At 49.2% G+C, this 24143-nt stretch carries 18 protein-coding genes and 1 tRNA gene; 5 read left to right on the plus strand and 14 right to left on the minus strand.

Going from position 1 to position 24143, the window contains the following annotated elements; all coding sequences use genetic code 11:
- Positions 1 to 342: 342 nt before the first annotated feature.
- Positions 343 to 1824 carry an alanine/glycine:cation symporter family protein gene (locus tag P0Y67_RS07580; RefSeq protein ID WP_342391399.1) on the minus strand — a complete coding sequence of 494 codons (1482 nt, stop codon included), beginning with the start codon at positions 1822 to 1824 and terminating at the stop codon, positions 343 to 345.
- A 742-nt stretch (positions 1825 to 2566) separates the two neighbouring features.
- Positions 2567 to 2643 (minus strand) — tRNA-Pro (locus P0Y67_RS07585).
- 568 nt (positions 2644 to 3211) lie between these two features.
- Between P0Y67_RS07585 and P0Y67_RS07590 the strand changes: the two genes are divergently transcribed.
- Complete coding sequence (locus P0Y67_RS07590; RefSeq protein WP_192016694.1) at positions 3212 to 3517, plus strand: hypothetical protein; 306 nt, start codon at positions 3212 to 3214, stop codon at positions 3515 to 3517.
- Between the two features lie 60 nt (positions 3518 to 3577).
- Here P0Y67_RS07590 and P0Y67_RS07595 read toward each other — a convergent pair whose 3' ends face one another.
- The 5 genes from P0Y67_RS07595 to P0Y67_RS07615 all read right to left on the minus strand — a co-directional run bounded on the left by P0Y67_RS07595 (position 3578) and on the right by P0Y67_RS07615 (position 9985).
- Positions 3578 to 3781 (minus strand): helix-turn-helix domain-containing protein, encoded by a 204-nt coding sequence (locus P0Y67_RS07595; RefSeq protein WP_027252139.1) that lies wholly within the window; start codon positions 3779 to 3781, stop codon positions 3578 to 3580.
- A gap of 116 nt (positions 3782 to 3897) precedes the next feature.
- Positions 3898 to 6720, minus strand: a complete 2823-nt coding sequence (locus P0Y67_RS07600) for an Hsp70 family protein (protein ID WP_342391400.1) — start codon at positions 6718 to 6720, stop codon at positions 3898 to 3900.
- 123 nt (positions 6721 to 6843) lie between these two features.
- Positions 6844 to 8679, minus strand: coding sequence for an Hsp70 family protein (locus P0Y67_RS07605; protein ID WP_342391401.1), 1836 nt, complete (start codon positions 8677 to 8679; stop codon positions 6844 to 6846).
- Complete coding sequence (locus P0Y67_RS07610; protein ID WP_027252142.1) at positions 8679 to 9293, minus strand: DUF2760 domain-containing protein; 615 nt, start codon at positions 9291 to 9293, stop codon at positions 8679 to 8681. The genes P0Y67_RS07605 and P0Y67_RS07610 overlap by 1 nt, the downstream gene beginning before the upstream one ends.
- A 398-nt stretch (positions 9294 to 9691) precedes the next feature.
- Entirely contained in the window at positions 9692 to 9985 is a 294-nt protein-coding gene (locus P0Y67_RS07615) for a winged helix-turn-helix domain-containing protein (protein ID WP_027252143.1), read from the minus strand.
- 570 nt (positions 9986 to 10555) lie between these two features.
- On the opposite strand from P0Y67_RS07615, the gene lpxL reads away from it, so the two are divergent.
- Positions 10556 to 11485: an LpxL/LpxP family Kdo(2)-lipid IV(A) lauroyl/palmitoleoyl acyltransferase gene (gene lpxL, locus P0Y67_RS07620; protein ID WP_342391402.1), complete on the plus strand. Its 930-nt coding sequence runs from the start codon at positions 10556 to 10558 to the stop codon at positions 11483 to 11485.
- Positions 11486 to 11548: 63 nt separating this feature from the next.
- Here lpxL and P0Y67_RS07625 read toward each other — a convergent pair whose 3' ends face one another.
- From P0Y67_RS07625 to P0Y67_RS07645, 5 genes are all read right to left on the minus strand, one after another.
- Entirely contained in the window at positions 11549 to 12391 is an 843-nt protein-coding gene (locus tag P0Y67_RS07625; protein ID WP_342391403.1) for a pirin family protein, read from the minus strand.
- Positions 12392 to 12514: 123 nt separating this feature from the next.
- Positions 12515 to 13132: a DNA-J related domain-containing protein gene (locus tag P0Y67_RS07630; RefSeq protein WP_342391404.1), complete on the minus strand. Its 618-nt coding sequence runs from the start codon at positions 13130 to 13132 to the stop codon at positions 12515 to 12517.
- Between the two features lie 239 nt (positions 13133 to 13371).
- On the minus strand, positions 13372 to 14994 hold the full coding sequence (locus P0Y67_RS07635) for a glycoside hydrolase family 19 protein (RefSeq protein ID WP_342391405.1): 1623 nt from the start codon (positions 14992 to 14994) through the stop codon (positions 13372 to 13374).
- 272 nt (positions 14995 to 15266) lie between these two features.
- Positions 15267 to 15752 carry a YajQ family cyclic di-GMP-binding protein gene (locus P0Y67_RS07640; protein ID WP_027252148.1) on the minus strand — a complete coding sequence of 162 codons (486 nt, stop codon included), beginning with the start codon at positions 15750 to 15752 and terminating at the stop codon, positions 15267 to 15269.
- Between the two features lie 85 nt (positions 15753 to 15837).
- Positions 15838 to 16890 carry a 3-deoxy-7-phosphoheptulonate synthase gene (locus tag P0Y67_RS07645; protein ID WP_027252149.1) on the minus strand — a complete coding sequence of 351 codons (1053 nt, stop codon included), beginning with the start codon at positions 16888 to 16890 and terminating at the stop codon, positions 15838 to 15840.
- A gap of 270 nt (positions 16891 to 17160) precedes the next feature.
- Between P0Y67_RS07645 and P0Y67_RS07650 the strand changes: the two genes are divergently transcribed.
- Positions 17161 to 18084: a putative PEP-binding protein gene (locus tag P0Y67_RS07650; protein WP_342391406.1), complete on the plus strand. Its 924-nt coding sequence runs from the start codon at positions 17161 to 17163 to the stop codon at positions 18082 to 18084.
- 85 nt (positions 18085 to 18169) lie between these two features.
- Here the strand turns inward: P0Y67_RS07650 and P0Y67_RS07655 are convergent, their stop codons facing one another.
- Positions 18170 to 19639 (minus strand): protein adenylyltransferase SelO, encoded by a 1470-nt coding sequence (locus P0Y67_RS07655; RefSeq protein WP_342391407.1) that lies wholly within the window; start codon positions 19637 to 19639, stop codon positions 18170 to 18172.
- Positions 19640 to 19792: 153 nt separating this feature from the next.
- A complete protein-coding gene (locus P0Y67_RS07660; protein ID WP_342391408.1) occupies positions 19793 to 21136 on the minus strand; it encodes a hypothetical protein in 1344 nt (447 codons plus the stop codon).
- A 301-nt stretch (positions 21137 to 21437) separates the two neighbouring features.
- Between P0Y67_RS07660 and P0Y67_RS07665 the strand changes: the two genes are divergently transcribed.
- Both P0Y67_RS07665 and P0Y67_RS07670 read left to right on the plus strand, forming a co-directional pair.
- Complete coding sequence (locus P0Y67_RS07665) at positions 21438 to 22277, plus strand: CvfB family protein (RefSeq protein WP_342391409.1); 840 nt, start codon at positions 21438 to 21440, stop codon at positions 22275 to 22277.
- 212 nt (positions 22278 to 22489) lie between these two features.
- Positions 22490 to 24106, plus strand: a complete 1617-nt coding sequence (locus tag P0Y67_RS07670) for a peptide ABC transporter substrate-binding protein (protein ID WP_342391410.1) — start codon at positions 22490 to 22492, stop codon at positions 24104 to 24106.
- Positions 24107 to 24143: the final 37 nt, after the last annotated feature.

Consider the following 24143-nt stretch of genomic DNA (forward strand, 5'->3'; position numbering starts at 1 on the left):
GTAATGATGTTAAAACGAGAAATCCTTTGTTTTTAATTTAGTTTATAAAGAACTTAAAATAAGTTCACTGCAATATGATGGTTATGAATAGGGGGGGCCATAAAAGCAATACTTATTAATTATCAAAGAGATGTAATTGCTCTACTCCAGCAGGAGCAGGAGCAGGAGCAGGAGCAAACGGGTGGACTGGGTTTACGTGCTGACGAGAAAAGCACATCAGTGGATCAGGCGGGCTTGCAACCTTCTTATCAATTCGAAACGTCTGAACAAGAAGATAAGCGCCAGTTAAAAAACAAGCCAGCATTAATGCTGGCTTGTTTTCATTAAAATGACCTGTCTGATTTAGCGTGATTCTTTCGCCGTATCAGGTTTAGGATGCCAGGCACCGTCTAGCTTGCTAAGTTCCGGGAACTTACTGCGGTCAAACGTTGGCACTTGACCGTTTTTCACTTGCAGTTCGTAATCTTTGATCACCTTGATAGCCAGATTAGACAACAGCACCAGCGCGGCAATGTTAATCAGCGCCATCATACCCATGGAAGCATCAGCCATGTTCCATACGACAGGCAGTGAGGCAATTGAGCCAAACAACACCATAGCCAGCACGATGATTCTGAATGTGAACAGGCCTTTCTTCGTATTGCCGTTCAGGAACATGATATTTGTTTCTGCATAACTGTAATTAGCAATAATGGAAGTAAAGCAGAACAGAATGATAGCGGCTGCCATAAAATAGGTTGTCCAGCTACCTAACTCGTTCGTCAGTGCTTGTTGCAACAGACCGATACCAGAAGCAGCATCAGGCTGATCCATCACACCTGACAGCATGATCATCGCGGCTGAGGCAGTACAAATGACAATGGTGTCTGCAAACACGCCGAGCATCTGTACAAAGCCTTGCGATGCAGGGTGGTTAGGGTTGGGGGTTGCGCTGGCAGCAACATTGGCTGCTGAGCCCATACCGGCTTCATTGGAGAACAGACCACGAGCGATACCGCTTTGCATTGCCTGCGCAATGGTATAAGCCACGCCGCCGGCTGCAGCTTCCTGCCAGCCGAAAGCACTTTTAACAATCAGCGAGATTGCGGCAGGCAGTTCAGACATGTTCATGATGACAATCAGACAGGCGATAGCCAGATAGCCGACCGCCATAACCGGCACGATACGAGCAGAAGCTTGCGCGATGGATTTTAATCCGCCCATGATGAAGAAGGCAGAACACGCCACAATAACCAGCCCTACATACTTACGGTCGATCTCAAAAGAATGGTTGAGCGCAGCGGTAATGGTGTTTGCCTGAACGGCATTGAAGACTAATCCGAAAGCAATAATCAGACAGACAGAGAACAGGGTTCCCATCCAGCGGGCACCAAGTCCCTGCTCCATGTAATAGGCTGGACCGCCGCGGTATTGTCCGTCTACGTCTTTGACTTTATAGACTTGCGCAAGTGTGGATTCCACAAAAGCGGTCGCCATTCCCAGCAGGGCCATCACCCACATCCAGAAAATGGCACCCGGTCCGCCGACTGTCAGTGCGACAGCGACACCAGCCATATTACCGGTACCCACACGTGCCGCCATCGAAGTGCAAAATACCTGATAAGAGCTGATACCAGATTCTACATCTTTGCCTTTTTTCAAGACGCTGATGGCATGACGAAACTGTCGAACCTGAATGAAACCGAGGCGAAAAGTAAAATAGATACCTACAGCAACCAGCAGATATACAAGAAGGTGGCCCCATAGCAGTCCGTTAATGTCGCCAATGATGAGCATTAATTGTTCGTTGAGAATGGCGAGCCAATTGTTAATCGTTGCATCCATAGAATGATCCTGTGATGTCATATTGACTAAGAAGCAGGACAACAAGCATTGTCCTAAATGAAGGGAATGATTCAGCTCACTGGCTTATGCAGCGAGATGAAAAGATGTTCCCGAATGTGTAATAGTGACTTAATTTTCGTGCGAGAAGGTAGCACAAAATCCCGTAAATGGCTCAGGATATAGATCACGTTTTTAATGGATTTATACTGCTTTACATGAGGTTTACTACATTGAAATTATTTTTTTATACATTAAAAACAGTTGCTTATTGAGTTTTTGTTATCTGTGTTGTAGGCGAAAAACCAAAGTGGGATTAATTTGCTGTTAACGGAATTTTAAACTAAATTTAACGATATTTGTCAAATTATAACACTGTGATGTTGCGATTGAGATTGTGCTTTTACCTGGTTGAGGGCCATTGTTTTCACTGGTGGTGCCGTCTGTTTAATGGACTTGATAATCGAAAGGTGGAGAGGGGGAGGGAGACGTCATAGTGCTTTTCTTCACGCTAATTGAGATACAGCTGAATTGGTAGCCACATATGCAAACGAACAGATGTTCATCGATGACAATGAACTCTTCGTGTTGTCCGCATTCTTTGCAATATGGTGCCTGTTCCATATCATGCTCCTTGGGGAATCGAGCCAATGATAGACTGAAGCAGCAGTTGCTAAAAAAAGTTTTGAAAAAAATTCGAGGGGAAACAAATAAAGAAGAGAAGAATGAAACAAAAAAAGCCTTTTGGTCGGACATACTGGATTTGAACCAGCGACCCCTACTCCCCCAGAGTAGTGCGCTACCAAACTGCGCTAATGTCCGCCAAAAGGCTTGCTAACTGACGAGCATAGTACCAATACTGACTGCTTTTGGCAAAGCTAAATTGCTGAGAAACAGGCTATTATTTCATCGATTGATTAGCTGTTGGCGGATTTTGAGGATGATTTGAGGATGAAAGGGTAGTTTGTGGTAGCAGCAACCGCGCAGAGGGTATCCGGCAGATTCGCTAAAATAAACCTGCTGTAGCGGCAACAGAGAAACATAGCCCGATAATCGCTGAAATCATTTTTTGGTCAGAGAATTGTCAAGGACACAAAAATTATGTTCACAATAACGAAGACTGAGAGTATTATTTAATTACTGCTGCTACTCTTACATCCTCGTTAGAGTTCTCTATTATAATTAAGTGAGCGTACTACTCTTCTCACATACGCGCAGCAGAAGTCATAGCGTTAGTTTTTCGGCAGAATACGGATCTTATGAGATATCTAGGGATCTTGGTTTAATTTTATTAATTTTGCTCTATTTCAAATAGCACAACAAGTGTCATGAATCTGTTAGTCGATGGCAAGAAAGTGCTCTTTATAAGAATAGTGTTTAGAGGTAATTCATGGCTAACTTTTCGGATGCGGAAAAAGCACTCAGTGCGATGCTAAAGAATGTTGAAAACGGGAAACATCTGCAAGAGACCAGAGCTGACTACCGTCAGGCACTGATTGACTTTGCAGACGAAGTACCAGGCAGGCAGCGTGCCGTCATTAAGCGAATTCCGCTACAGAAAATAAATGATTTGATAGCTGTATTGAACGAATTTAAAGAAGAAGCTCGTCAGGTAAGAATGATTGAGATTCTGGCGTTGATGGAAAAAGACGGTGTTCACCCTGAAGAGTTGATGGACTCTCAGACTGAGGAATAACCGAACGTCTATCTGATTGCTACTTATAATAAAAAAGGAGAGTAATACTCTCCTTTTTTATTATGCTTCAGTGACTGTTGTGATGTAGTCGACTTCATTTTTATATTTGCGGACATTCCGTGAGAGAGTCCCTTTCGGTACGCCATATCGCTTCTCGGCTTCATAGCTTGATAACCCTTCGAAGACGACAGCCTCAACAGCAGTACGTTGATTTTGGGACTTGAAAATGCGCTCTGAGATTACTTTAAATTGTTCACGTGTCATAGCCAAAACTACTCGCTTGTTATTCCTTTATAGGCCTGCTGGGTATGACTGACCGGCAGTTCTGATTCCCGGTATAGTAGCAGTCATACCCTAACGTAAGCTTAATAAGCGAATATTTACTCCAGGAGTATAAGGCCGGTGGGAAGCGAATCGCCGTAAACACGCTGGTTTTCTTCCTGGGTCAACACTTTCTGCTCTGCGACCATGTCGATCCAGCGCTCTGGCACCTTGCTTGCCTGCAGTTTACTGATGACTTTTTGGCGTAACTCGTCATCAATATCAAGCGTTCGGTCGCCAGTTTTGCGGCACATCATTACAGCGGCAAGGGCGATATCAGGTTCCTCTTTCCAGTCTGAATCTAATAATTCTGGCAGACAGTAGCTGATATGCTGAGCCGTTAACAGATTATGCCGACTTCCATAGAGCGGGAAGCGACTGCCAATCCTGCCAATTGCCCACCAATGCGCCTGTGCAAATTGTGGTTTTTGCAATCGTGAGAATAACCACTCGATCAGTTGCAGTTTCTTTTCAAATGCGATGTGCTCAAGAGAAGCCGCTAAACACACCATTTGCTCATAGCCCCGCTCTTGCATCTCTTTCGCTAATTTAGGGCTGCGGGTCGCGCTCGGATTAATGTATTTGGCGATGTCTTTGTAAATGATTTCTTGCTGCGCCTGATTGAGACCACCTGCCACACGGCGCCAGAATATCCACCAGTCATTCCAGCTCTGAGCAGACTGGTGAAACTGCAGATTGTGCTGATACAGCGCCCAGACTTGATTCATGCGCCAGTCATCGACCGGATCACCAAAACCGGGTCTTAAGGTATAACCTGTCAGTTTCAGCCAGTTTCGCTCATGCACAGCGGAACGGCGTCGCCGCTTTTTGCTGTCAAGCAAGGTGTCGGCCAAGGATCGTAATGCTGGCATTTCCCAGTCTTCACGCTTACCGAGGTACTTTTCCAGATCGCTTCTGAGTGTTTTGACGGGTTTTTCATCGGCGTGTTTTTTGCTGCCGCCATACGCTTTCTGAATGGCAATTCGGGCTGATTGCAAAGCGCTTGGATGGGGCATGTCTTCACTTGCATCAGGGGCATTATCGACAGCGGCTGTTTTCCGTACTGAAAACTCGACCTGCCAACGTTTGCCTGGTCTGTCTGCGCTGACGCATTCCAATTGCAATGTGCCCACTTCAGTGAGCTGACAGGCTAGGGTAACATCAACTCTGTCCTTCTGGTTTGCTGCCAGTGATTCTCTGTCAGTCTCGCTGTCCAGGGTAATAACAAAAGGGGGCAGCGAGGTCATGTGGGGTTTATCCAGAGGAAGGATATCCCCGGCCGAGATCGGCGTATCATCTGAAGAGGCATACAGATCAAAACGAACCGGTTCGCCTAATGTCAGCGCGAATTTTCTGTCTGACAATGCCACTTCAACACCTTCTTCAGTGCCTCGCGGTAACAGGCAAATACCAGAATGAGCGGCTTGAGTGTGCAGGTCGAGGAAAAATGAGCGCGCCGATCCTCCTCCAATCTTCAGCTGCGCGCCGTGTCTGGCTTTTGCATACGCGACGGCGCCGTATGCGACAGCAAGGTCGGGGTGCGGATTGTCCAGGCAGGTGACGCTTGCTCCTTTCCAATGGGCAAAAATAGCCTGAATACGTTCGGACAAAACAGGGCTGTTGAAAACGCCACCATTGAGCAATATGGCTGGAGGAATTGCCTTAATGGATTCGTCGTTGTTGGCTTCGCCTAACCCTAAAGCCTCACGGCAGGCGGCATGATGTTCACTGATGAAATGTGCCAGATGTCTGGAGATGGCCGGATCTGAAGCGTAGGGTAAACCGAATTCCACAACGGCACTTTGACGTTGGCTGGGATGTTCATCAAACGCACTGACAGGGAAAAATCCGTCGAGTGCGATGTGGTTGACCTGCGCTTGAGTGAGTACCGCAGAGCGGCTGCCGCCAATCAGTTTCGAGCCACTGCCAAGCAGCGTCACGTTCACCTGATCAGGTGCATGTTCTGCCAGCAGTTGCTCCTTCGCACGACGTGTTTGCTGAATGAGCTTCGACAGGCCAGCAGCGCTTAGCCGTTTGCCGCCGGAGTGCAGGTTATTCTCGGCCTGATGGGCGAGCGCCAAATCCAGGTTATCCCCACCCAGCATCAGGTGGTCACCTACGCCGATGCGATCAAGCTTAAGCCTTTCATTCTGGTAGCTGACTTTAATCAGGCTGAGGTCTGTGGTACCGCCGCCAATGTCGCACACCATCAAAAGCGGTATATCTTTCAACAGGGTTTCCGCTTCATTGTGGTGACGGGAATACCAGTCGTAACACACAGCCTGTGGTTCTTCGAGCAACACCATATGACTCAGACCGGCCAGTCTGGCCGCTTCTATCGTTAGCGCTCTGGCGCTTTCATCGAAAGAAGCGGGTATGGTAATAACAACATCCTGGTGGGCAAGTTTGTCTTGCGGATGGTGGTAGTCCCAGCACTGACGGACATGGTTCAGGTAACTGGCACTGGCAATAACCGGCGATACTTTTTGCACACCGCTGCTGGCTGCCCATGGCAGAATCGGTTGATTGCGATCTACGCCCGTATGAGATAACCAGCTTTTTGCGCTCGTGACTTGCCGGCCTTCAACTTTGGCCCCTAATTCGCGGGCATATTCACCTATGAGCGCCTCTGGAAAGTCGCCATTGACGGGGTTGTTATCCCAGGGCAGAACACACAGCTCAGGTGCTATTTCACCGCTTGTCGGATGGTATCTGAACGAGGGTAAAAGGGGTTTGCGCGCCACTTCACCAGGGGCGATGAGCTGGTCGATGTCAAAAATCTTTACAGCTTCATGTTGAAGATCTGAAGTAATAGGGCAGTAGGCGACAACGGTATGTGTTGTACCTAAATCTATACCCACTAAATATCGGGGAGAAGACATGTAAGACTCCGTGCCTGTTTTTACTCAGAGGTTACCGCGTAACCAGCATGTGACTGAGACTGGGTAAGCTGGGTAAAATAACGGCGCAATGAATGCGCCGTCGAAATTTCATCTGAGAAAGCATTAACTTTCCCGAACGTCAAACTCTACTTGCCACTTCTGTCCGCCGTCGGTCGGAATGGCTTCCAGACATAGTGTACCCAGTTCTGTCACCCGTGCCGCCAGTGAAACAGGAACGACTTGCCCAGCAGTACGGCCATCGGATACCGGTAGGGTCACTTGAATCGCTGGCAGTTCTTCCAGCTCTTCCGGTTGCCACCAGTCAAGCAGGACACCCGGTGCATCTTCCCGGCGAACCGTTGAACCGAAGAATCGGAAAGTCACGGGCTGGCCAATGATCAAGCCGAATTCTCTGCCTGACACTTCTGCATGACTGCCTTCTTCCATACCAAAGGGCGCCACGCAAAGTGCTTCTACAGGCGGCTCCATACCTGGAATGGCCGGCATGGCACTTTCAATGCCAACATAGTAACTGCTGGCAATACCACCGCGAATGCGAACGCCTTTGCCCTGGCGCACGGAGCCGTAATAGGAAGCGCCGTGGGCAACAGCCAAATCCAGATCCAGTCCCTGCAGGCGTTTGGCTTCCGGGCTGCCAGCCTGAGTCAGCCATTGATTAATGGTGGAGGTCAGGCGTTGAGAAAGCAGATCGGATTTCAGTACGCCGCCGTTGAACAAAATTGCAGTCGGACGAATGAAGCCGTCATGAATTTGCTCAAAGCTATCAAAAAGTTCATCCACGGCGGAGGATTGACGACTCAGAAAACCGGCAATATGACGGGTAATAGCGGCATCTTGTGCGTAAGGCAGGCCCATTTGTGTCAGGGCACCGCGCTGCATTTCAACCGGATGCTCTTCAATACTTGTCTGCGGGAAGAAGCCTTCTACCAGTGTTTGCTGTACTTCCTCTTGGGTCAGTTCAGTCTGCAGTGTGCCACCGAGCAGTTTTGAACCCCGGCTTGGCACTACAATGGGAACAGCCTGCAGAGTATTGTCTGTCAGCAGGGCTTCTTTAGCATCACGGCAAGCGTGGGTAATGGCTTGGATTTGCCAGGGCTGTAGCGGCTTGCCTTCCTGCGCCAGTTTGGCTTTCAGGCGGTAAGCCAGCGCAAGGTCCATGTTATCGCCGCCCAGCAAAATATGATCACCGACAGCAACGCGATTGAGCGTCAGGTTGCCGTCTTCTTCTGTCACGGCGACCAGAGAAAGGTCGGTGGTGCCCCCACCGATATCGACAACCAGAACGACATCGCCCACACTGACCTGATCACGCCAGGTGTCATCGTTATTTTTGATCCAGCTGTATACCGCTGCCTGTGGCTCTTCTAACAGCGTCAGGTGTTTGAAGCCAACTTCACGCGCTGCTTCTGCCGTTAAATCGCGTGCCGCCGGGTCGAAAGAGGCCGGTACGGTAATGGTGACATCCTGATCGAACAGTGATGCATCAGGGTGTTTGTGACCCCAGGCTTTCGCCAGGTGGGACAAATAAGCGCGGGTCGCTTCCAGCGGTGAAACCTTTGTCACTTCTTCTGGCGCATTCAGCGGCAGAAAAGCATCACGACGGTTAATACCACCATGGCACAACCAGCTTTTGGCGCTGGCGATTAAACGGATAGGGGTTTTACTCCCTAAATGACGCGCCATTGCACCGACAATCGCATTCGGTTGGGCATCCCACGGCAGGGTGGTATCCCCGGGTGCCAGTTCAGATTCGTGTGCCTGATACATGAAAGAAGGCAATTGCGATTTTTCTTCTACATTGCCCGGGGTGGTTAGCTGGGCGATTGGCATCACAGTGACCGGTGCATCGTCCTGTTGTAAATCAACATAAGACAGAACGCAGTGGGTGGTGCCAAGGTCGATACCCACACTGTATTTATGTTCTTGATGTGCTTGCATTATAGCTCAACCTCAGCAGCCGACAGGATACGCGGGTCGTGTCCGTCCGACATTTTAGGTAAATGAATTTCTGTAACTTTCCAGCCGCGGTGAATGAGGGTGCCAGTGAAAGGCGCATTACCCACCACATTGCCTGTCAGGCGGACTTCAGAGGCATTAAAGCCTTCTGGTAAGGTAATGCGGGTTTCTTCTTCTTCACTGCGCACTGGCGCGAACCGGAAATATTCATCCAGTACTTTTTTACCGCCTTCGTGAATAACCCGGGCAGCCGCGCCAATTTCGGCATCGGCAAAGCCTTTCAGATCTTCTTGCATAAAGTCGATGAAACGCGCTTCTTTTTGCAGCAGAGACAAGAGCTGAAGTGCAGCGTCAGGCGTTGCGGTTTTGAGTTTAGATTCCACCTCAACAATTTTCTCTACTTCAACAATCTTTTCGACCGGTTTTTCGACTTCGACAATTTTTTCAACCTGGACTTCTTTCTCGACGACTTTCTCAACTTCTACCGGTTTGCCTTTCTTTGTCACGTATAGCAGTAAAAGAATAACAACCAGAGCGGCCAGTACGCCATGTGCCATATCAATAGTGGTTGGCATTGCGGATAAATCCACCGTCATTTTTGAAAAGTCTAAAGCCATATTTATCTTCTCTTTTGTCCGTGACAAGCTGAAAAATTTTGGCCCGAATATTAACACAACATATTGCTAATATAGCCAGTAAACACGCCATTTTTAGCGCTAGTTTCGCGAGAAACTGTCTCTTAGGTTACTTTGCAACCAAGTCAATATGACATTTTTCTGTCACAGGTTACAGACTCTTATGATAAGAGCGGCAGTGGTAAGGCTCAAAATCGCTGAATGAGGCTGGAGTTTACCGCCCTTCATTACTTTGTAGCCTATTTTTTGAGCCCGTGTGGAATTCGCGTTCACTTTACCGGGGTGTCTGAAAATCAGACAGGCAAAATGCAACGCAATATGAGTTGCAGGCTGCGATAATTTGCCCAGCCGATAGTTTATCAGGGGTAATCAAGCACCGCTTTTATGTCTGTGAGGTTGTCGGCAATCCATTGTTTGTTGATTGCGCCCCATTCCTGAATTTCATACCGTCCGCTTCGGTGGCGTTCTCCCTCTGCCTGTTTAAATTCACACACAATATCGAGGTCGGAGAGGCTTTTAATGGTGTCTTGTGCTGTGCGCCTCGGCATCCCCGTATACTCAAGCAAAGCGGGCACTGTCGCGATGCCCTGGTCGATCAGGTGGGCGACGTATAAGCGACGATAAAAGCTGGATTTGGTTTTACTGATGGACATAGCTGCCGTGTTAACTCCGTTTAAACATCTTAACTGACGATGCCAGAGTATCACCAATTTCAGCCAGGATGAACGGCGTTTTAGGTCGCCTGGCAGCCGTTGTTACTGTCAGAGAGTTTTACAGCTCTCTGAAGCCCTCAGCTTTGTAAAACCGTAACACACTGAAATTAATGTATGGATAAAGTTGGCCCGAATAGTGCAAACAAAGGATGAAACCAGACACAGCAGAAACAAAGCGCGTATAGCGACCAAGTTAATGTAGTGATGTGGAAGAAGAGGGAGTATCTGAGATCACTGCTTCAGGGCTTAGGGGAAGCGCTGATACTGTGCAGGGATTCAGAATTATAATAACAACAGACTAAAACTATAATTTTCAACTGGCCACCTGCGGGTGGCTTTTCTTTTTTTCTTTGTTTGGCACTGCAGGGATAGTTGCCAGGTGAACAGACCAGGTGCTGTGGTTCTTGCAAGCTTGCCATGCTGGTATACAATACATTGTTCTTTTCCTGTCTGCCCACGACGATGACAGTGCAGGCTTCGCTTCAAACAATAAGGAAAATCGTCTCTGTTATGAGCAAATTGACGGCACCGGAATTTAAGGCCGAACTTCTTCACCCCCGATACTGGCCGACCTTGTTGATGATTGGCACTATGAAACTCATCAGTTTACTCCCTTACCGTATTCAATTTCTGATGGGTAAAGGTGTCGGCAGGCTGGCAATCAAGCTGCTCAAAAAGCGCCGCTATACCATTGAGCGTAATCTGGAACTCTGCTTTCCAGACATGCCAAAGGATGAGCGCGATGCGTTGATTAAGAAAAATATCGACAATGCCGGACTGGCTTTGTTTGAAACCGGTATGGCCTGGTTCTGGCCTGAATGGCGGGTGAAACGACACATTCGGTTTGAAGGTGTTGAGTATCTGGATGAGCTGGATAAGCAAGGGAAAGGTGTACTGCTGGTGGCCGTTCATTCCATGAACCTGGAAGTCGGAGCCCGCGCATTCGGCCTTAGAGCGCCGGGTGTGGGTGTCTACCGCCCGAACAATAACCCTTGTTTTGACTATTTCCAGTTTAAAGGCCGGGTGCGTTCCAACCGTTATATGCTGGATCGCAAAGATGTCAAAGGGATGTTCCGTGCCTTGCGTGAAGGGGAGCGGGTCTGGTATGCCCCTGATCATGATTATGGTCGTCGCCGTTCAACCTTTGCCCCCCTGTTTGCCGTTGATAAGGCGTGTACGACGGTAGGAACCAGTTTATTGGTTGATGCCACTGATTGTGCCATTGTACCTATTGCCCTGGTCCGCGACACCGATGACGGTATGTATACACTCAGAGTGTTTAAACCGTTGGAAGACTTCCCGCATAATGATCCGGATGCGGCAGCAGCTTATATCAACAAACACGCGGTAGAACCTATGATCATGCAGGCACCAGAGCAGTATATGTGGCTGCACCGGCGGTTTAAGACCCGTCCCGAAGGCGAGGCCAGTTTATACTGATTGGTGAAAGATAAAAAAACAGCCCGCATTGCGGGCTGTTTTTTTAGAGCGAGTGGATATCCGTCAGTCGGTCAGCTGGCCGGTCTGATAATCACGAATCGCTTGCTCGATCTCTTCCATGGTATTCATGACGAAAGGGCCGTAATGTGCCACTGGCTCATTTATCGGGGTGCCCGATAGCAATAGCAGCCCGGTATCTTCTGTGGCTGTTATTGCCAGACCTTCACCGGCGGTTAACATCACCAGTTCACCGGCTTTGGCATGTCGTCCCTCGATGCTGACTGCTCCCTGGTAAACATACAACATGGCCTGGAAATCCGGGTTCAGGCAGCTGTTCAATTGCTCACCGGCTGCTGCACGCCAGTCTGCAATAGTGGTGGGTACACCTGTTTCTTGTAGCGGACCTGTCAGAGTGTCACCGTCAATGGTGAGATCGCCGGCAATAACACGAATCAGGTTCTGCTCACTTAGCTGTTTCTCAGTAATAACGTCAGACTGGAAGTCATGGTACTGAGCGGGCAGCATTTTTTTGCTGGCGGGCAGGTTTATCCAAATTTGAAAACCATGCAATTGCCCGTCGGACATGATGGGCATCTCACTGTGAATAACCCCTTTACCTGCTGACATCCACTGGGCGCCACTGTCTTTCAGCTCACCTTTGTTGCCCATGTGGTCTTGATGCTGAAAGTGACCGCGTAACATATAAGTCAGTGTTTCTATGCCTCGGTGCGGATGGGGTGGAAACCCGCCAATATAGTCAGCGGCCTGATCAGATTTGAGCTCATCAACCATCAGAAAAGGCGAGAATGCCGCATTGTCGAAACCATGCACGCGTTGAATTTTGACACCATCACCATCTGACGATGGGTGAGAGCGCAGGATATGTTGAATGTGTCTGATTGCCATGATTGCCTCCGAATATCAGCTTCCGGCGTATTTTGAAAAAGTGTACGCCGGGCAGAGGCAACAGAACAGTTCAGGCTGACGAACAGCTTATTAGAAAAATTTGAATGAGTTGGCGTTTGGGGGTTAGTTGTGGAGGCGGCTTTGAATGCGCTGCCAGGCTTCACAGGCCTGCCGGAATTTGTCTGTATTTCCTTCCGGGCGATCAGGGTGCCAGCGCAATGCCAGCCTTCGCCATTGTTTGCGTATCTGTGCCGGACTGGCATCAGCGGGAAGCTCAAGCACGGCCAGATCCTGCTGCCATGAGGCGTTTGTTGTGACACTCAGATTGCCAATGTGCTGCTGATACTTTTGCCAGAACGCCGACAGCAGATCGCGGATAGTATTGGTATCCGAGTGATAATTCTGCCAGTCCAGATAATACTCCCTGAGCGGGTCTTGTTCGTCGATTTGCTGATCACCCTGATTTTGCATCAGTTTGATGTTCATAGCCTGAGCCTGCAGCCACTGCCGGGGCAACAGCATTTGCTGCAGTTGGTATAACGCATTCATCAGCAGAAAATTTCGTTTGAAAAGATCTTGCTCAGCAACCTCGTCTAAGGTGTTCAGTAAACCTTGTTGCTTCAACGATTCTGCCAGGGTGTGCACCATCCATCCATCGGGTTGCTTTTCCAGCAGGCCGAGAATGGGCCAGATAAGCGGATTTTCAGGTTGTTCGTCAGATGGACGCTCTGGCAGGGTCATTCAGTGTTTCCGTCAGTTGTGAAAAAGGTGTCGCCTGATCACCGTCTGCGACGATAGGCAGTGGCACTCTAACAAACTCGGGTGTGAGACAAAAAGAAATCAGGGTACAGAAAGCGGATAGGGGAATCGGTGTCACAGCTTGCACATTTTCAGGCTATTGCATGAAAAAATCCGGGATAAGTGCATGACGCTGTTCATTATCCCGGAATCTTTATCTGCTGTTGCCGGAGTGAGTGGTGTTACTCAATCGTCACGCCGTAATATTTCTGGATACACTTGGCATAATCGCCTTTTTTCAGCGTGGTGTGCGCGGTTTGATAACCGGATTCAATCCGGCAGGCAAAGCTGCTGCCGCCCGGGTTATCCGGGTAATAGCTCCAGTCATTTTCCCAGTACAGGCCAAAGGTGCTTTCGCCTGTTTTCTTGAACGCTTTCATACCCGCACAGCCCAGCTGTTCGTCTGCGGGAATGGCAACACCCAGAGCGGCAGCGTGACCACGGTAGTATTTAATACGGTTGACTGACTGAGGTTTCTCAGTGTCAAGCGTACACTCAATACCGCCATTGATGATCATGGTGGTGACACCAAAACCGGGCACCCGCTTCTCAGCAATATCTGTTGCTGTTGGCTGCCATGTACCGTCAATGACATGAAGCATGGAAGGTTTCGGTGGCTGCGGATACACAAAGAAGAACACGGCAGACGCCAGGTTCAGCCAGCTGTCAGCAACACGATCCGGATCCTGCAGCAGCACGTTAACGTCGTTAAAGATAAAATCAGAGAAGGGTCCGTAGTTGTAGTGGTAAGACAACTGTTTGGCACCACGACCGAAATATTTCACATAACTGCCGTCGGGATTGGTCCCGCACGGCCACTGCTCAGTCTGCCAGTTACTGGCGGCACATTCACTGTTGTAGCCGCAGGAAGAGGCCTCTTCCGAACACCCGGCTTCACGTACAAAGAACAGGCCCTGCCGCCATTCTTCGTAAGGAGAGTGAGGGTTATGGGCGCCGGTTTCCTGAGTGAAATGCGCAAACATGACGGCCAGCGATTTGGCACAGATGGCATCTGATTGCGCTGCACGCTCATCGGTATAGGTGGCACAAAAACCTTTGAATTTCGCGACCGCTTTCAGAAAGTTAGAGTAGGTATAGGCGGCGTTGCGCTCCGGGAACAGTGCATCCCATTTTTGCTCGCTGATTAAAGCTTCAACCCGTTTGACGTTATCCGGATTGGTAGACAAGCCAGGAACAACGGCTTCTACAATGGCGTTGTCGCGTGTGCTGATTGAAGCCAGCACTGCAGCGAATTCCGGTGAGCTGGTCAGTTCGGCTTCACGGGCATCCAGATAGGTTTTGCTCATGATATAGCTGCCGTCCGGGTTCTGACCAATGATACCGTTGGCCGGTGTCGGTTCCGGCGTTGGATCAGGATCAGGACCGGGGCCGGGATCAGGGTTGTTGTCTGCACTGACCCATTCCCAAACGCCTGTGCCGGGTGTGGCGTCTGGTGCTTCTCCCTGTGTCCACCATTTTGCTTTATAAATCTGACTGTTGTAAGAAACGTGGTCGCCCCCTACATAGACAGCACTGCTTTGGTAGGCCGGGTAGGTTGTTGTGGTTGCTGAAGCTACGTTCAGCGTGTTGACCTGCTGCCAGGCATCCCCCAGATACGTATCGGGTGCCTCGTTTTCTGTGCTGCGCAGCGCCTGATAGGTGGCTCCCTGATAGATGACTTGTTCACCCGCGCTGTAAACGCCATCGGGGTTGTAATTCGCCGTGGCCATGACACTGGCAGAGAGTAGAGCACTGCTGATCAGGACTGTCTTCAGCGTCCTTTGCAGTAAGTGTCTGTTATTCATTGTTGGTTCCTTAAGTGCAGTAAAAGCCGGTCAGTTGACCGAAAAAATGTACTGCAAATTAAGGTATCGCTTATGGCGGTTTTGTCGTGAGGCGAAATGACAAACTGTGATAGCAAGCAATAGGAATCAGTGTAGGAGTCAGAGACTTGCGGAGAAGTTGTGATTACGCACTACAACTTAATTGGAGTGGTGTAAAAAGTGTTGATGCTGACATTGTGATTGATCAGGAAGGCATGCATCGCCTTCCTGAAATCAATGGATAAAGCGGTGAATCAGTCGCGGAAATTTTCGAACTGGAAAGGCTTATCCAGCTCTTCTGAGCTTCGTACCAGCGCCATTGCCGCTTGCAGGTCATCGCGCTTTTTACCAGTTACCCGGACTTTGTCGCCCTGAATGGAAGCTTGCACTTTGATCTTGGAATCTTTAAGCATTTTGACTATTTGCTTAGCAACAGGGGTATCAATCCCTTGTTTAAACATGGCTTCCTGTGAATAGGTTTTCCCAGTGTGAACCATGTCTTTGGTTTCCATTGCGCGGGCATCAACGCCGCGTTTGGCTAAGTTTCCGCGAAGGATATCGCGCATTTGCAGCAGCTGAAACTCAGCTTCAGCAGACATTTTCACGATTTCTTTATTCAGACTGAAAGTGGCTTCTACATTGCGGAAATCAAAGCGGGTGTCCAGCTCGCGGTTACTGTTATCTACCGCATTTTTCAGCTCAACGGTATCGACTTCAGAAATAATATCAAAAGAAGGCATGGTGTATTCCTGCTCATCATTGTTAATGGGCGCTTTTATATCATAAAACGCCAGATTATTGTAACTAGTGGCTTTAGGGCTTGGCTTATTGTTTTTGGACTGCAGCAGCGAGCATGGCAAGCATCTCTTCCGTATCTTCCCAGCTTATGCAAGGGTCTGTGATGGATTGCCCATAGGTCAGGCCTTTTTCCTGACCGCTTTCCAGTGACTGATTCCCTTCGACAATAAAGCTTTCTGCCATAATGCCGGCAATGTAACGGCTGCCATCTGTCAGTTGTTTGCAGATGTCGGCAGCCACATCAAGCTGGCGTTTATGCTGCTTCTGACAGTTTCCATGGCTGAAATCGACCACCAGCTTAGTCGGCAGCGCGAATTCTTCCAGCGCATCGCAGGCTGCCTGAATATCTTCTGCGTGATAATTTGGCATTTTTCCGCCACGCAAAATAATGTGACCATGCGGATTACCAGCCGTTTTGTAGATCGTCATCTCGCCATTTTTTGCCGGGGAGCAAAAAACGTGCGGTGCGCGGGTGGCACGAATCGCATCGATTGCAATTTTCACATTACCATCGGTGCCGTTTTTAAATCCTACCGGGCAGGAAAGTGCAGAGGCCATTTCACGGTGTATCTGAGATTCTGTGGTCCGTGCGCCAATCGCTCCCCAACTGATTAAATCCGCAATGTACTGACCTGTGATCATATCCAGGAATTCGGTCGCTGTTGGCATACCCAACTGGTTAATGTCGAGCAGCAGTTTTCTGGCTTTGTACAAGCCAGCAACGAGATCCAGACTACCATCAAGATGGGGATCGGAAACCAGGCCTTTCCAGCCGACAACAGTGCGCGGCTTTTCGAAATAGGTGCGCATGACAATGCACAGTTTTTCCTGGTATTTGTCTTTCAGTGTCAGCAGGCGACGCGCATAGTCCAGGGCAGCTTCTGTATCATGGACTGAACATGGACCCACGATAACCAGAAGGCGGTTATCTTTGCCGGTCAGAATGTTTTCGATCTCACGGCGGGAATGAGCGATGTGTTCGGCGATAGGATCTGTCATCGGGTGGGCGGCTTCCACCTCGTCTGGAGAAGGCATACGTCCGAGACTGACGGTACGAAGTTCATCGGTTTTTTGGGGCATTTGGGCGCCTGCTTTTCAGGTGTAACATTGATGACGGATAAAGATAGCCTAAAAGGCCGCAGGAATAAACCAAACGATTAATATCCATCACCTTTATGGCCTGATTTTACTGGGATCTGCAGAAAACCTGAATAATGGTTGCGTCGAACAAAAGTGAATTGTTATGTTTCCTTTGAGCATAAAAATGGTGCTTACCTTTGAGAGTAACTCGGATGCTGAGCTACTTTGGTTGAATAACAGATAATAAACAGCAGTGTAAGGGAGATGGCTATGATGTCCGCAGAGGAGTGGGCGACCAATGTTGTCGCGGGTAAAGCAATCGCATTGACGCGCTCGCAATTGGTATCAAGGTCAACAGATGAAGTCAGCAATACAGCCTTGATAGGGTTGGATGCGTTAATAGCTGAAACCGGGATTCATCTCAGCGCTGTGTGTCAGCCGGATGCGCTCAATGACGATGAGAAAGCGGCGTTGTCAGCGATAACAGGCGGCAAAGATACTGAGAGCTATCTGGTTGACAGGCTGGTCAGTGATTTGTCTGAATTTGCTCAGAAACGTATTGCGGCAGGACAGACCAAACCGGTACTTAAGCTGAGACTCAGCGGAGCGGAGATTGCCAGCGACAGTACTCAGATTGGCGGTCATTTAATGCCGAGAGAAGAAAATCCTGTGATGGGACTGCGCGGTGTGGCTCGCTACCTGCACCCGCAGTGGGCCAGGATGTTTGCACTGCAGTGTAAAATTATAAAGCAGCTGCGCCATGTGACCGGTGATCTGCCGATAGCCATAGTGATTCCTTTTGTCCGGACATACAGCGATGCGGCATCCGTTCATGACTTGCTGGCAGAACAAGGTTTGTTTCGCGGGAAGTCAGGTTTGCAGGTGCACCTGATGTGTGATTTACCGGCCAATGCTGTGATGGCGGATAAATTTCTGCATTACTTTGATGGCGTGGTGATCGATCTGGATCATCTGGCACAACTGACGCTGGCGATAGACCCGGCAAATGACGCGCTGGATTACGACGAACCTTATAATGACGCTGTGTTGTTTCTGGCGGAACGTACGCTGAAAAAGAGCCGGGAAGTGAATAAGCCCTGTGAGTTACTGTCACGCTCTGTCACCGTTCAGCCAAAACTTCAGCGCTGGCTATCGGAACACGCAGTGACGAGTCTTATCTGCAGCCCGCAATAACTACGAAGAGCCTGAGTATTCAGGCTCTTTTTTTACTTGCCGCTCTTTTCTATCGTGTCGGAATCGTGCCGGAAAAGCGTGCTTGCTAAGACGAGCAACTGATTTCCAGCTCTTTTCCCCATTGCGGTGGTTTCTCTGCCAGATGCCCATAGCCAGGGTGATCATCATAAGGGTTGGCCAGAACGTTTAGCAGGGTTTCAACCATGGCATAGTCGCCCCTTTCCGCCTGCTCAATGGCTTGCTGGGCTAAATAGTTCCGCAATATGTATTTAGGATTATGCAGCCGCATGAACGCGAGTCGTTCGGCATCATTGCTTTGCTCGCGTGCCAGGCGTTTTGCGTAAGTGTTCAGCCAGGCTTGCAGCGGAACAGGATCGTTCACCAGATCCGAAAACAGGTGACTGCTGTCCGTCAGTTTATCGGCTGGTATGCCCGTCAGTGTTCTGAAGAACAGGGTGTAATCTATCGCCTGATTGGCGAGCAGCTCAAACATCTCGCTGAACAGGTCGCTATCTTCTTCATGGCGTTCCACGATCCCCAGCTTATTGCGCATCCGGATACTGTATTCCTGTTGAAGGCGAGACTGATAGCTGTGTAATGCGGTATCAATCTCTTCTTTGTCGAGTAATGGGGTGAAGGCGTAGCCAAGCGCAGACAGATTCCAGAGCGCGATAGACGGTTGCTGGTTGAACGCGTAGCGGCCTGAATAGTCTGAATGGTTACAGATATAACCCGGCTGATAGTCGTCCAGGAATCCGTAAGGGCCGTAGTCGAAGGTCAGTCCGAGCACGGACATGTTGTCGGTATTCATCACACCATGAGCAAACCCCACGGCTTGCCAGTCGGCAATTAAGGTGGCGGTCAGATCGACGATACGCTGGAACATGGCAGCATACGGTGTGGCATGGGAAAGCAGATCGGAAAAATGATGCCTGATCAGGTAATCCGCCAGCAGCTTCAGCTCCGCGTGCTGCTGGGTATAGAACAGGTATTCAAAGTGGCCGAAACGCAGGTGGCTTTCGGCGACCCGGATCAGTGTGGCGCCAGGCTCCACTTTTTCCCGGTAAACGGGGGTGTCGCTGGCTAATACGGCCAGGGCATGCGTGGTTCGGATCCCCAGACCTTTCATGGCCGCACTGGCCAGATATTCACGAATGCTGGAGCGTAATACCGCACGGCCATCCCCCATGCGGGAATAAGGCGTCTGCCCGGAGCCTTTCAGGTGGATGTCCCATTTTTTGCCTTTTGTGGTGATCACTTCCCCCATCAGCAGGCCGCGTCCATCGCCTAAATCCGGATTGTACTGACCGAACTGATGGCCTGTGTATTTCATGGCCAGTGGGTCAAGTCCGTTCAGTGCTTCGTTGCCGGTAAACAGTTCGGCAAAGAAAGGGGTCTGCGCTTCGGCAGGATCCAGTTCCAGCATGTCACAGACGGCAGGATTGACACTGACCAGGTAAGGATTATCCAAAGGCTGAGGGATCACCCGCGTCCCGAACACACTGGGTAATTCACTGTAAGTATTATTGAAAATCAATTCGGTCAGTTTGCGCATAATAGCCGCCAGGCAGATGAAAGTGAGGGGTAGCGTATCAAGTTACGGCCTGTAAACAAGGCATAAAATGTAGGGTTAATGACATCGGAAAGCGGGCCTCCTCATCACATAAGCATAGAAGAGGCCAACAATTGTGTCAGTTAGCGGAGAAAATCAATCAATCGCTTCAATATCGACGATCTTTGAACGGTTCATGATGATCTTCCAGCGCTGGATTTTAGGTTCCTGATCTTCGTCACTCTCCCGGGTGATCAGGTTAATCAGATGCCGTTTTTCAACTGATTCTCTCGCCACCTGGCCGTCTCGCATGACATAAATTTTCTGCGAGCCTTTCTCCATCAGTGTGGACAGAAACCGCAGATCAAAAAGAATCGATTCTTTGGTTTGCTCATACCCGGTCAGAAACTTGGTCGTCGACATTCTGGTGGTACTTTTGTAATGCAAAATGGCTTCTTCTTTCGCCGACACCTTGTGCTTGCGCGCTTTCTTGATGTCGTCATCCAGGGTGTCGTACCGCATGTACTCCAGCCATTCCAGCTGGCGTCCAATCAGTTTATTGCTGTCGCTGTCAAAAAATTGTTTACGCCACTTGGGCTTGCCTTTTCGAACCCAGCGCCACAGTGCATGCTTAAGATCGTCTTTGAACACCTCGCGGGCGGCATAAATGACCGACAGCACCAGAATAAACGACGCGGTAATGTCGCCCAGCACCCCGCGGGCTTCAATCAACATGATGGTGACAAAGATCATCACAAAACCAGCTGCAAATCCGGTCACGACTTTTTTGGTGGTATTGCCCAACACGGTCGTGCTCTCTTTCATCGTGACCGGGTATTCGATCAAGCGCCGCAGCAGTCGCATTTTGTTCGACATACGGGTTGGATCAGCGGTTGCACGCTCAGAGTTATAGTGATTGGATAAACGGTGATCAGATTCGGCCTGACAGAAATCCAGATACAGTGTTTTAATTTCGCTGTAGTTTTCCGCTCTTGGCAGGTGAGCGACTAACGACAGGAAGCGCTGTTCCGTAAACCAGGATAAATAGTTATCTATGTTCTGGTAATACTTGAGCAGTTCTTCATCACTCGGCACATTCCGGCGCAAACGCTTGAGGATACCCGCCGAGACACTGGCGACTTCTTCGAGCTCCTCGGTTGTCCGTTCAACTTTTTCATCAAGCAGCTGGTGGACGGTTTCTTCCAGCGCGACCGCAAACTGGTAAGCAAACAAACTCAGGCTCAAGCGGTACTGGCCGGATGGCAAATTGCCTCGACTGGCGAGCCGGCTGTGGACCAGTGGCAGGTGATGTACATCACTGAAGTAAGTTCGCTTACCGTGAATCACATTATGATAGAACTCGTCTTCAGACATGATATTGGCGTTCAGGCCAAGTTCACCGGGAATGAAAAGAAATACATCAAGCTGACGGTTTTTTGCCTCATGAATGACATGCGACATTTTCAGGTTATGGCCATCTTTCTTTTCAACGGTGATCACTTAATTTTGTTCCTCTCTGAAGGTTCTGTAGTGTGGTTCGGCTGGATTCAGTTGCTGTTAGAATTTTAGTGTAAACTCATGTGAAATAGCACTACCAGACAACGAGTTATGGCTCGACAGCAGAAATTTTGGTCAGATACGCCTATTTTGGTCAGGCAGCCTGAATCAACATCACGTATAATGCGCGTTTCAAAATAGCGTGCTTTCTCCTGTACAACGTTAGTTTCGTGTCAGAAACCCTGTTGACCGGAGATTGAGGCGGATAACCGCTGGAATAGTTTACCCTGAGAGTGACATATTTATGATTAAAATTGGTCAGTACAACACGTTGGAAGTCGTAAAAATTGTAGATTTTGGCGTGTTTCTGGATGGTGGTGAGGATTTTGGCAATATTTTGCTGCCGAAATCGTCTGTGCCTGAAGGCACATCTCTGGGGGATCAGCTGGAGGTGTTCGTCTATTTTGATTCTGAAGATGACATTATCGCGACGACGAAACAACCGCTGGCGCAAGTCGGCGATTTTGCGCTGCTGAAGATAGTCGGCATTTCCGGTGTGGGTGCCTTTGTCGACTGGGGGCTGGATAAAGATCTGCTGGTCCCCTTCAGTGAGCAGCGACGCCGGCTGGAAGTCGGCCAGAATATTCTGGTGCGCATCTATACTGATAAAGCATCCGGGCGCATCGTTGGTTCGACCAAACTAAACCGCTTTCTGGACAAAACACCGGCCCCTTATCAGGTTGGTGATGAAGTGAAAGTCTTGATCGCAGAAACCACTGAGCTGGGTTATAAAGCGGTGATCGAAGATTTGCACTGGGGACTTTTCTTTAAAACAGAAGCCTTTGGCAAGCTGTTTGTCGGTAAGAAACTGAAGGCCTATATCAAAGAGATCCGTCCGGATGGCAAGATCAATTTGTCATTACAAAAAGCTGGCAAAGCGAAAGTGGACGATCTGGCGGATAAAATTCTGACCACGCTGGAGCGGCAGGGCGGCTTTCTGCCTTTGAGCGATAAGTCAGCACCCGATGATATCTTCAAAGCGTTCAGAACCAGTAAGGCAACCTTCAAGAAAACCATTGGCAGCTTATACAAGAAAGGCCTGATCATCATCGAAAATGATGGTATTCGTCTCAACGATAATTGAAAGTGCTGCATCTCTGACTTAAGCCGGTGAAACTCACCGGCTTTTTTGTGACCGCTGTTATTCTCTCTTGCTCAATATGAGCGTATGTTTATATTCCTGAATGGTTACCGTTTTGGACCATTTATCGTCATTGATTGTGAGTAAAAAACAGTCAGGTTCCATCCAAGGCTTATTCAACCCTGACAACACACTACAATTGACAAGGAAGAGACATGCAAGGAATGAAAGTGAAAGCGTTGGCAGCAGGTATTTCCCTGCTGATGTCTGGCGCGGCTTATGCGGCCGATGTGCCTGCGGGCGTGACGCTGGCAGAGAAACAGGAAATTGTCTGGAGTCTGGGCGGTGAGGTGCCAACCTTAGATCCCACCATGACCACAGATGACTCAAGCAGCAAAGTAATCAGTGATTTATTCGATGGTTTAGTGTCAGAAGATAAGGAAGGCAATATTATTCCTGCCCTGGCGACGCACTGGGATATCTCAGCCGATGGTAAAACCGTGACCTTCCATCTTCGTGACGGCCTGAAGTGGTCGAACGGTGAGCCATTAACGGCACACGATGTGGAATACAGCTTTAAGCGCAATGCCGATCCGGCCTCTGCAGCGCCTTATTCCTGGTATTTGGGCACCGCGAATATATTGAATGCTGTTGATATCACCGATGGCAAAAAAGACAAAGACACTTTGGGTGTCAAGGCGCTGGATGACAGCACTGTGCAATTCACGCTGACTCAGCCAACGCCTTATTTTGTCAAAATGCTCTCACATCCATCAACGTTTCCTGTCTACCGCAAAGCGGTTGAAAAGTATGGCGACAACTGGACCAATCCGGATCATATCGTCAGTTCAGGCGCATACACGCTGACCAACTGGGTGGTGAACGAGCGCATTGATCTGGTACGTAACCCGGCATACTGGAACGATGCGAAGACGGTGATTAACAAAGCTGCCTATCTGGCGATTGAAAACCAGACCGCAGAATACAACCGCTACCGTACCGGTGAAATTGACATCACAGCGACATTTCCGCTCGAACAATATAAGCAAATTAAGCAAGAACGCCCTGATGAGCTGCTGACCATGCCATCGCTGGCGACCTATTATTATCTGTTCAACTTAGATAAGAAGCCATTTGATGATGTCCGCGTCCGTAAAGCACTGGCTTACGCGATCGATCGTGATGTGGTGACTCAGCTTATTCTGGGGCAGGGGCAGATCCCAGCCTACGGTGTGACACCGCCTGCTGTGGCGGGTTTTGATGCGCCGGAATTGGCCTGGGCTTCGCTGTCTCAGAAGGAACGTAACCAAAAAGCGCGGGAATTGTTGAAAGAAGCGGGCTATTCGAAAGATAACCCGCTGAAATTTGAGCTGGTCTATAACACCAATGAATCGCACAAAAAACTGGCGCTGGCGATGCTGTCGATGTGGAAACAGAGCCTGCCGGTAGACGTGGATCTGGCGAATCAGGAATGGAAAACCTTCCTGCAGAAGCTGGCGCAGAAAGACTTTAGTCTGGCGCGATACGCCTGGGTAGGGGACTACAACGAAGCATCAACCTTTCTGTCGTACTTTGAAAGCAAGGGCATGAATTATTCGCGTTGGGCCAACCAAGCCTACGACAAAGCCATGGCAGACGCCTTAGCGGCGAAATCTGATCAAGAGCGGAACCACTTCTATCAGGAAGCGGAACGTATTTTTGCTGAAGATATGCCGGCTATCCCTGTGTATTTTTATACCAAGACCGTCATCAAGTCGCCCAAAGTTGGCGGGTATTCGACAACCAATGCCTCGGCAAACCGCTACACCCGTGATTTGTACATCATGAAGTGATGTGCTTGCGCACGCTGCTGGAGAGCTAAAGGCAGAA

Source organism: Photobacterium sp. SP02 (genome assembly GCF_038519165.1).
Classification (GTDB): Bacteria; Pseudomonadota; Gammaproteobacteria; order Enterobacterales; family Vibrionaceae; genus Photobacterium; species Photobacterium halotolerans.

Coding starts and splice junctions, on each gene's coding strand:
- P0Y67_RS07580 (WP_342391399.1), bottom strand. CDS start 1,824: ATGGATGCAACGATTAACAATTGGCTCGCCATTCTCAACGAACAATTA.
- P0Y67_RS07590 (WP_192016694.1), top strand. CDS start 3,212: ATGGCTAACTTTTCGGATGCGGAAAAAGCACTCAGTGCGATGCTAAAG.
- P0Y67_RS07595 (WP_027252139.1), bottom strand. CDS start 3,781: ATGACACGTGAACAATTTAAAGTAATCTCAGAGCGCATTTTCAAGTCC.
- P0Y67_RS07600 (WP_342391400.1), bottom strand. CDS start 6,720: ATGTCTTCTCCCCGATATTTAGTGGGTATAGATTTAGGTACAACACAT.
- P0Y67_RS07605 (WP_342391401.1), bottom strand. CDS start 8,679: ATGCAAGCACATCAAGAACATAAATACAGTGTGGGTATCGACCTTGGC.
- P0Y67_RS07610 (WP_027252142.1), bottom strand. CDS start 9,293: ATGACGGTGGATTTATCCGCAATGCCAACCACTATTGATATGGCACAT.
- P0Y67_RS07615 (WP_027252143.1), bottom strand. CDS start 9,985: ATGTCCATCAGTAAAACCAAATCCAGCTTTTATCGTCGCTTATACGTC.
- lpxL (WP_342391402.1), top strand. CDS start 10,556: ATGAGCAAATTGACGGCACCGGAATTTAAGGCCGAACTTCTTCACCCC.
- P0Y67_RS07625 (WP_342391403.1), bottom strand. CDS start 12,391: ATGGCAATCAGACACATTCAACATATCCTGCGCTCTCACCCATCGTCA.
- P0Y67_RS07630 (WP_342391404.1), bottom strand. CDS start 13,132: ATGACCCTGCCAGAGCGTCCATCTGACGAACAACCTGAAAATCCGCTT.
- P0Y67_RS07635 (WP_342391405.1), bottom strand. CDS start 14,994: ATGAATAACAGACACTTACTGCAAAGGACGCTGAAGACAGTCCTGATC.
- P0Y67_RS07640 (WP_027252148.1), bottom strand. CDS start 15,752: ATGCCTTCTTTTGATATTATTTCTGAAGTCGATACCGTTGAGCTGAAA.
- P0Y67_RS07645 (WP_027252149.1), bottom strand. CDS start 16,890: ATGCCCCAAAAAACCGATGAACTTCGTACCGTCAGTCTCGGACGTATG.
- P0Y67_RS07650 (WP_342391406.1), top strand. CDS start 17,161: ATGATGTCCGCAGAGGAGTGGGCGACCAATGTTGTCGCGGGTAAAGCA.
- P0Y67_RS07655 (WP_342391407.1), bottom strand. CDS start 19,639: ATGCGCAAACTGACCGAATTGATTTTCAATAATACTTACAGTGAATTA.
- P0Y67_RS07665 (WP_342391409.1), top strand. CDS start 21,438: ATGATTAAAATTGGTCAGTACAACACGTTGGAAGTCGTAAAAATTGTA.
- P0Y67_RS07670 (WP_342391410.1), top strand. CDS start 22,490: ATGCAAGGAATGAAAGTGAAAGCGTTGGCAGCAGGTATTTCCCTGCTG.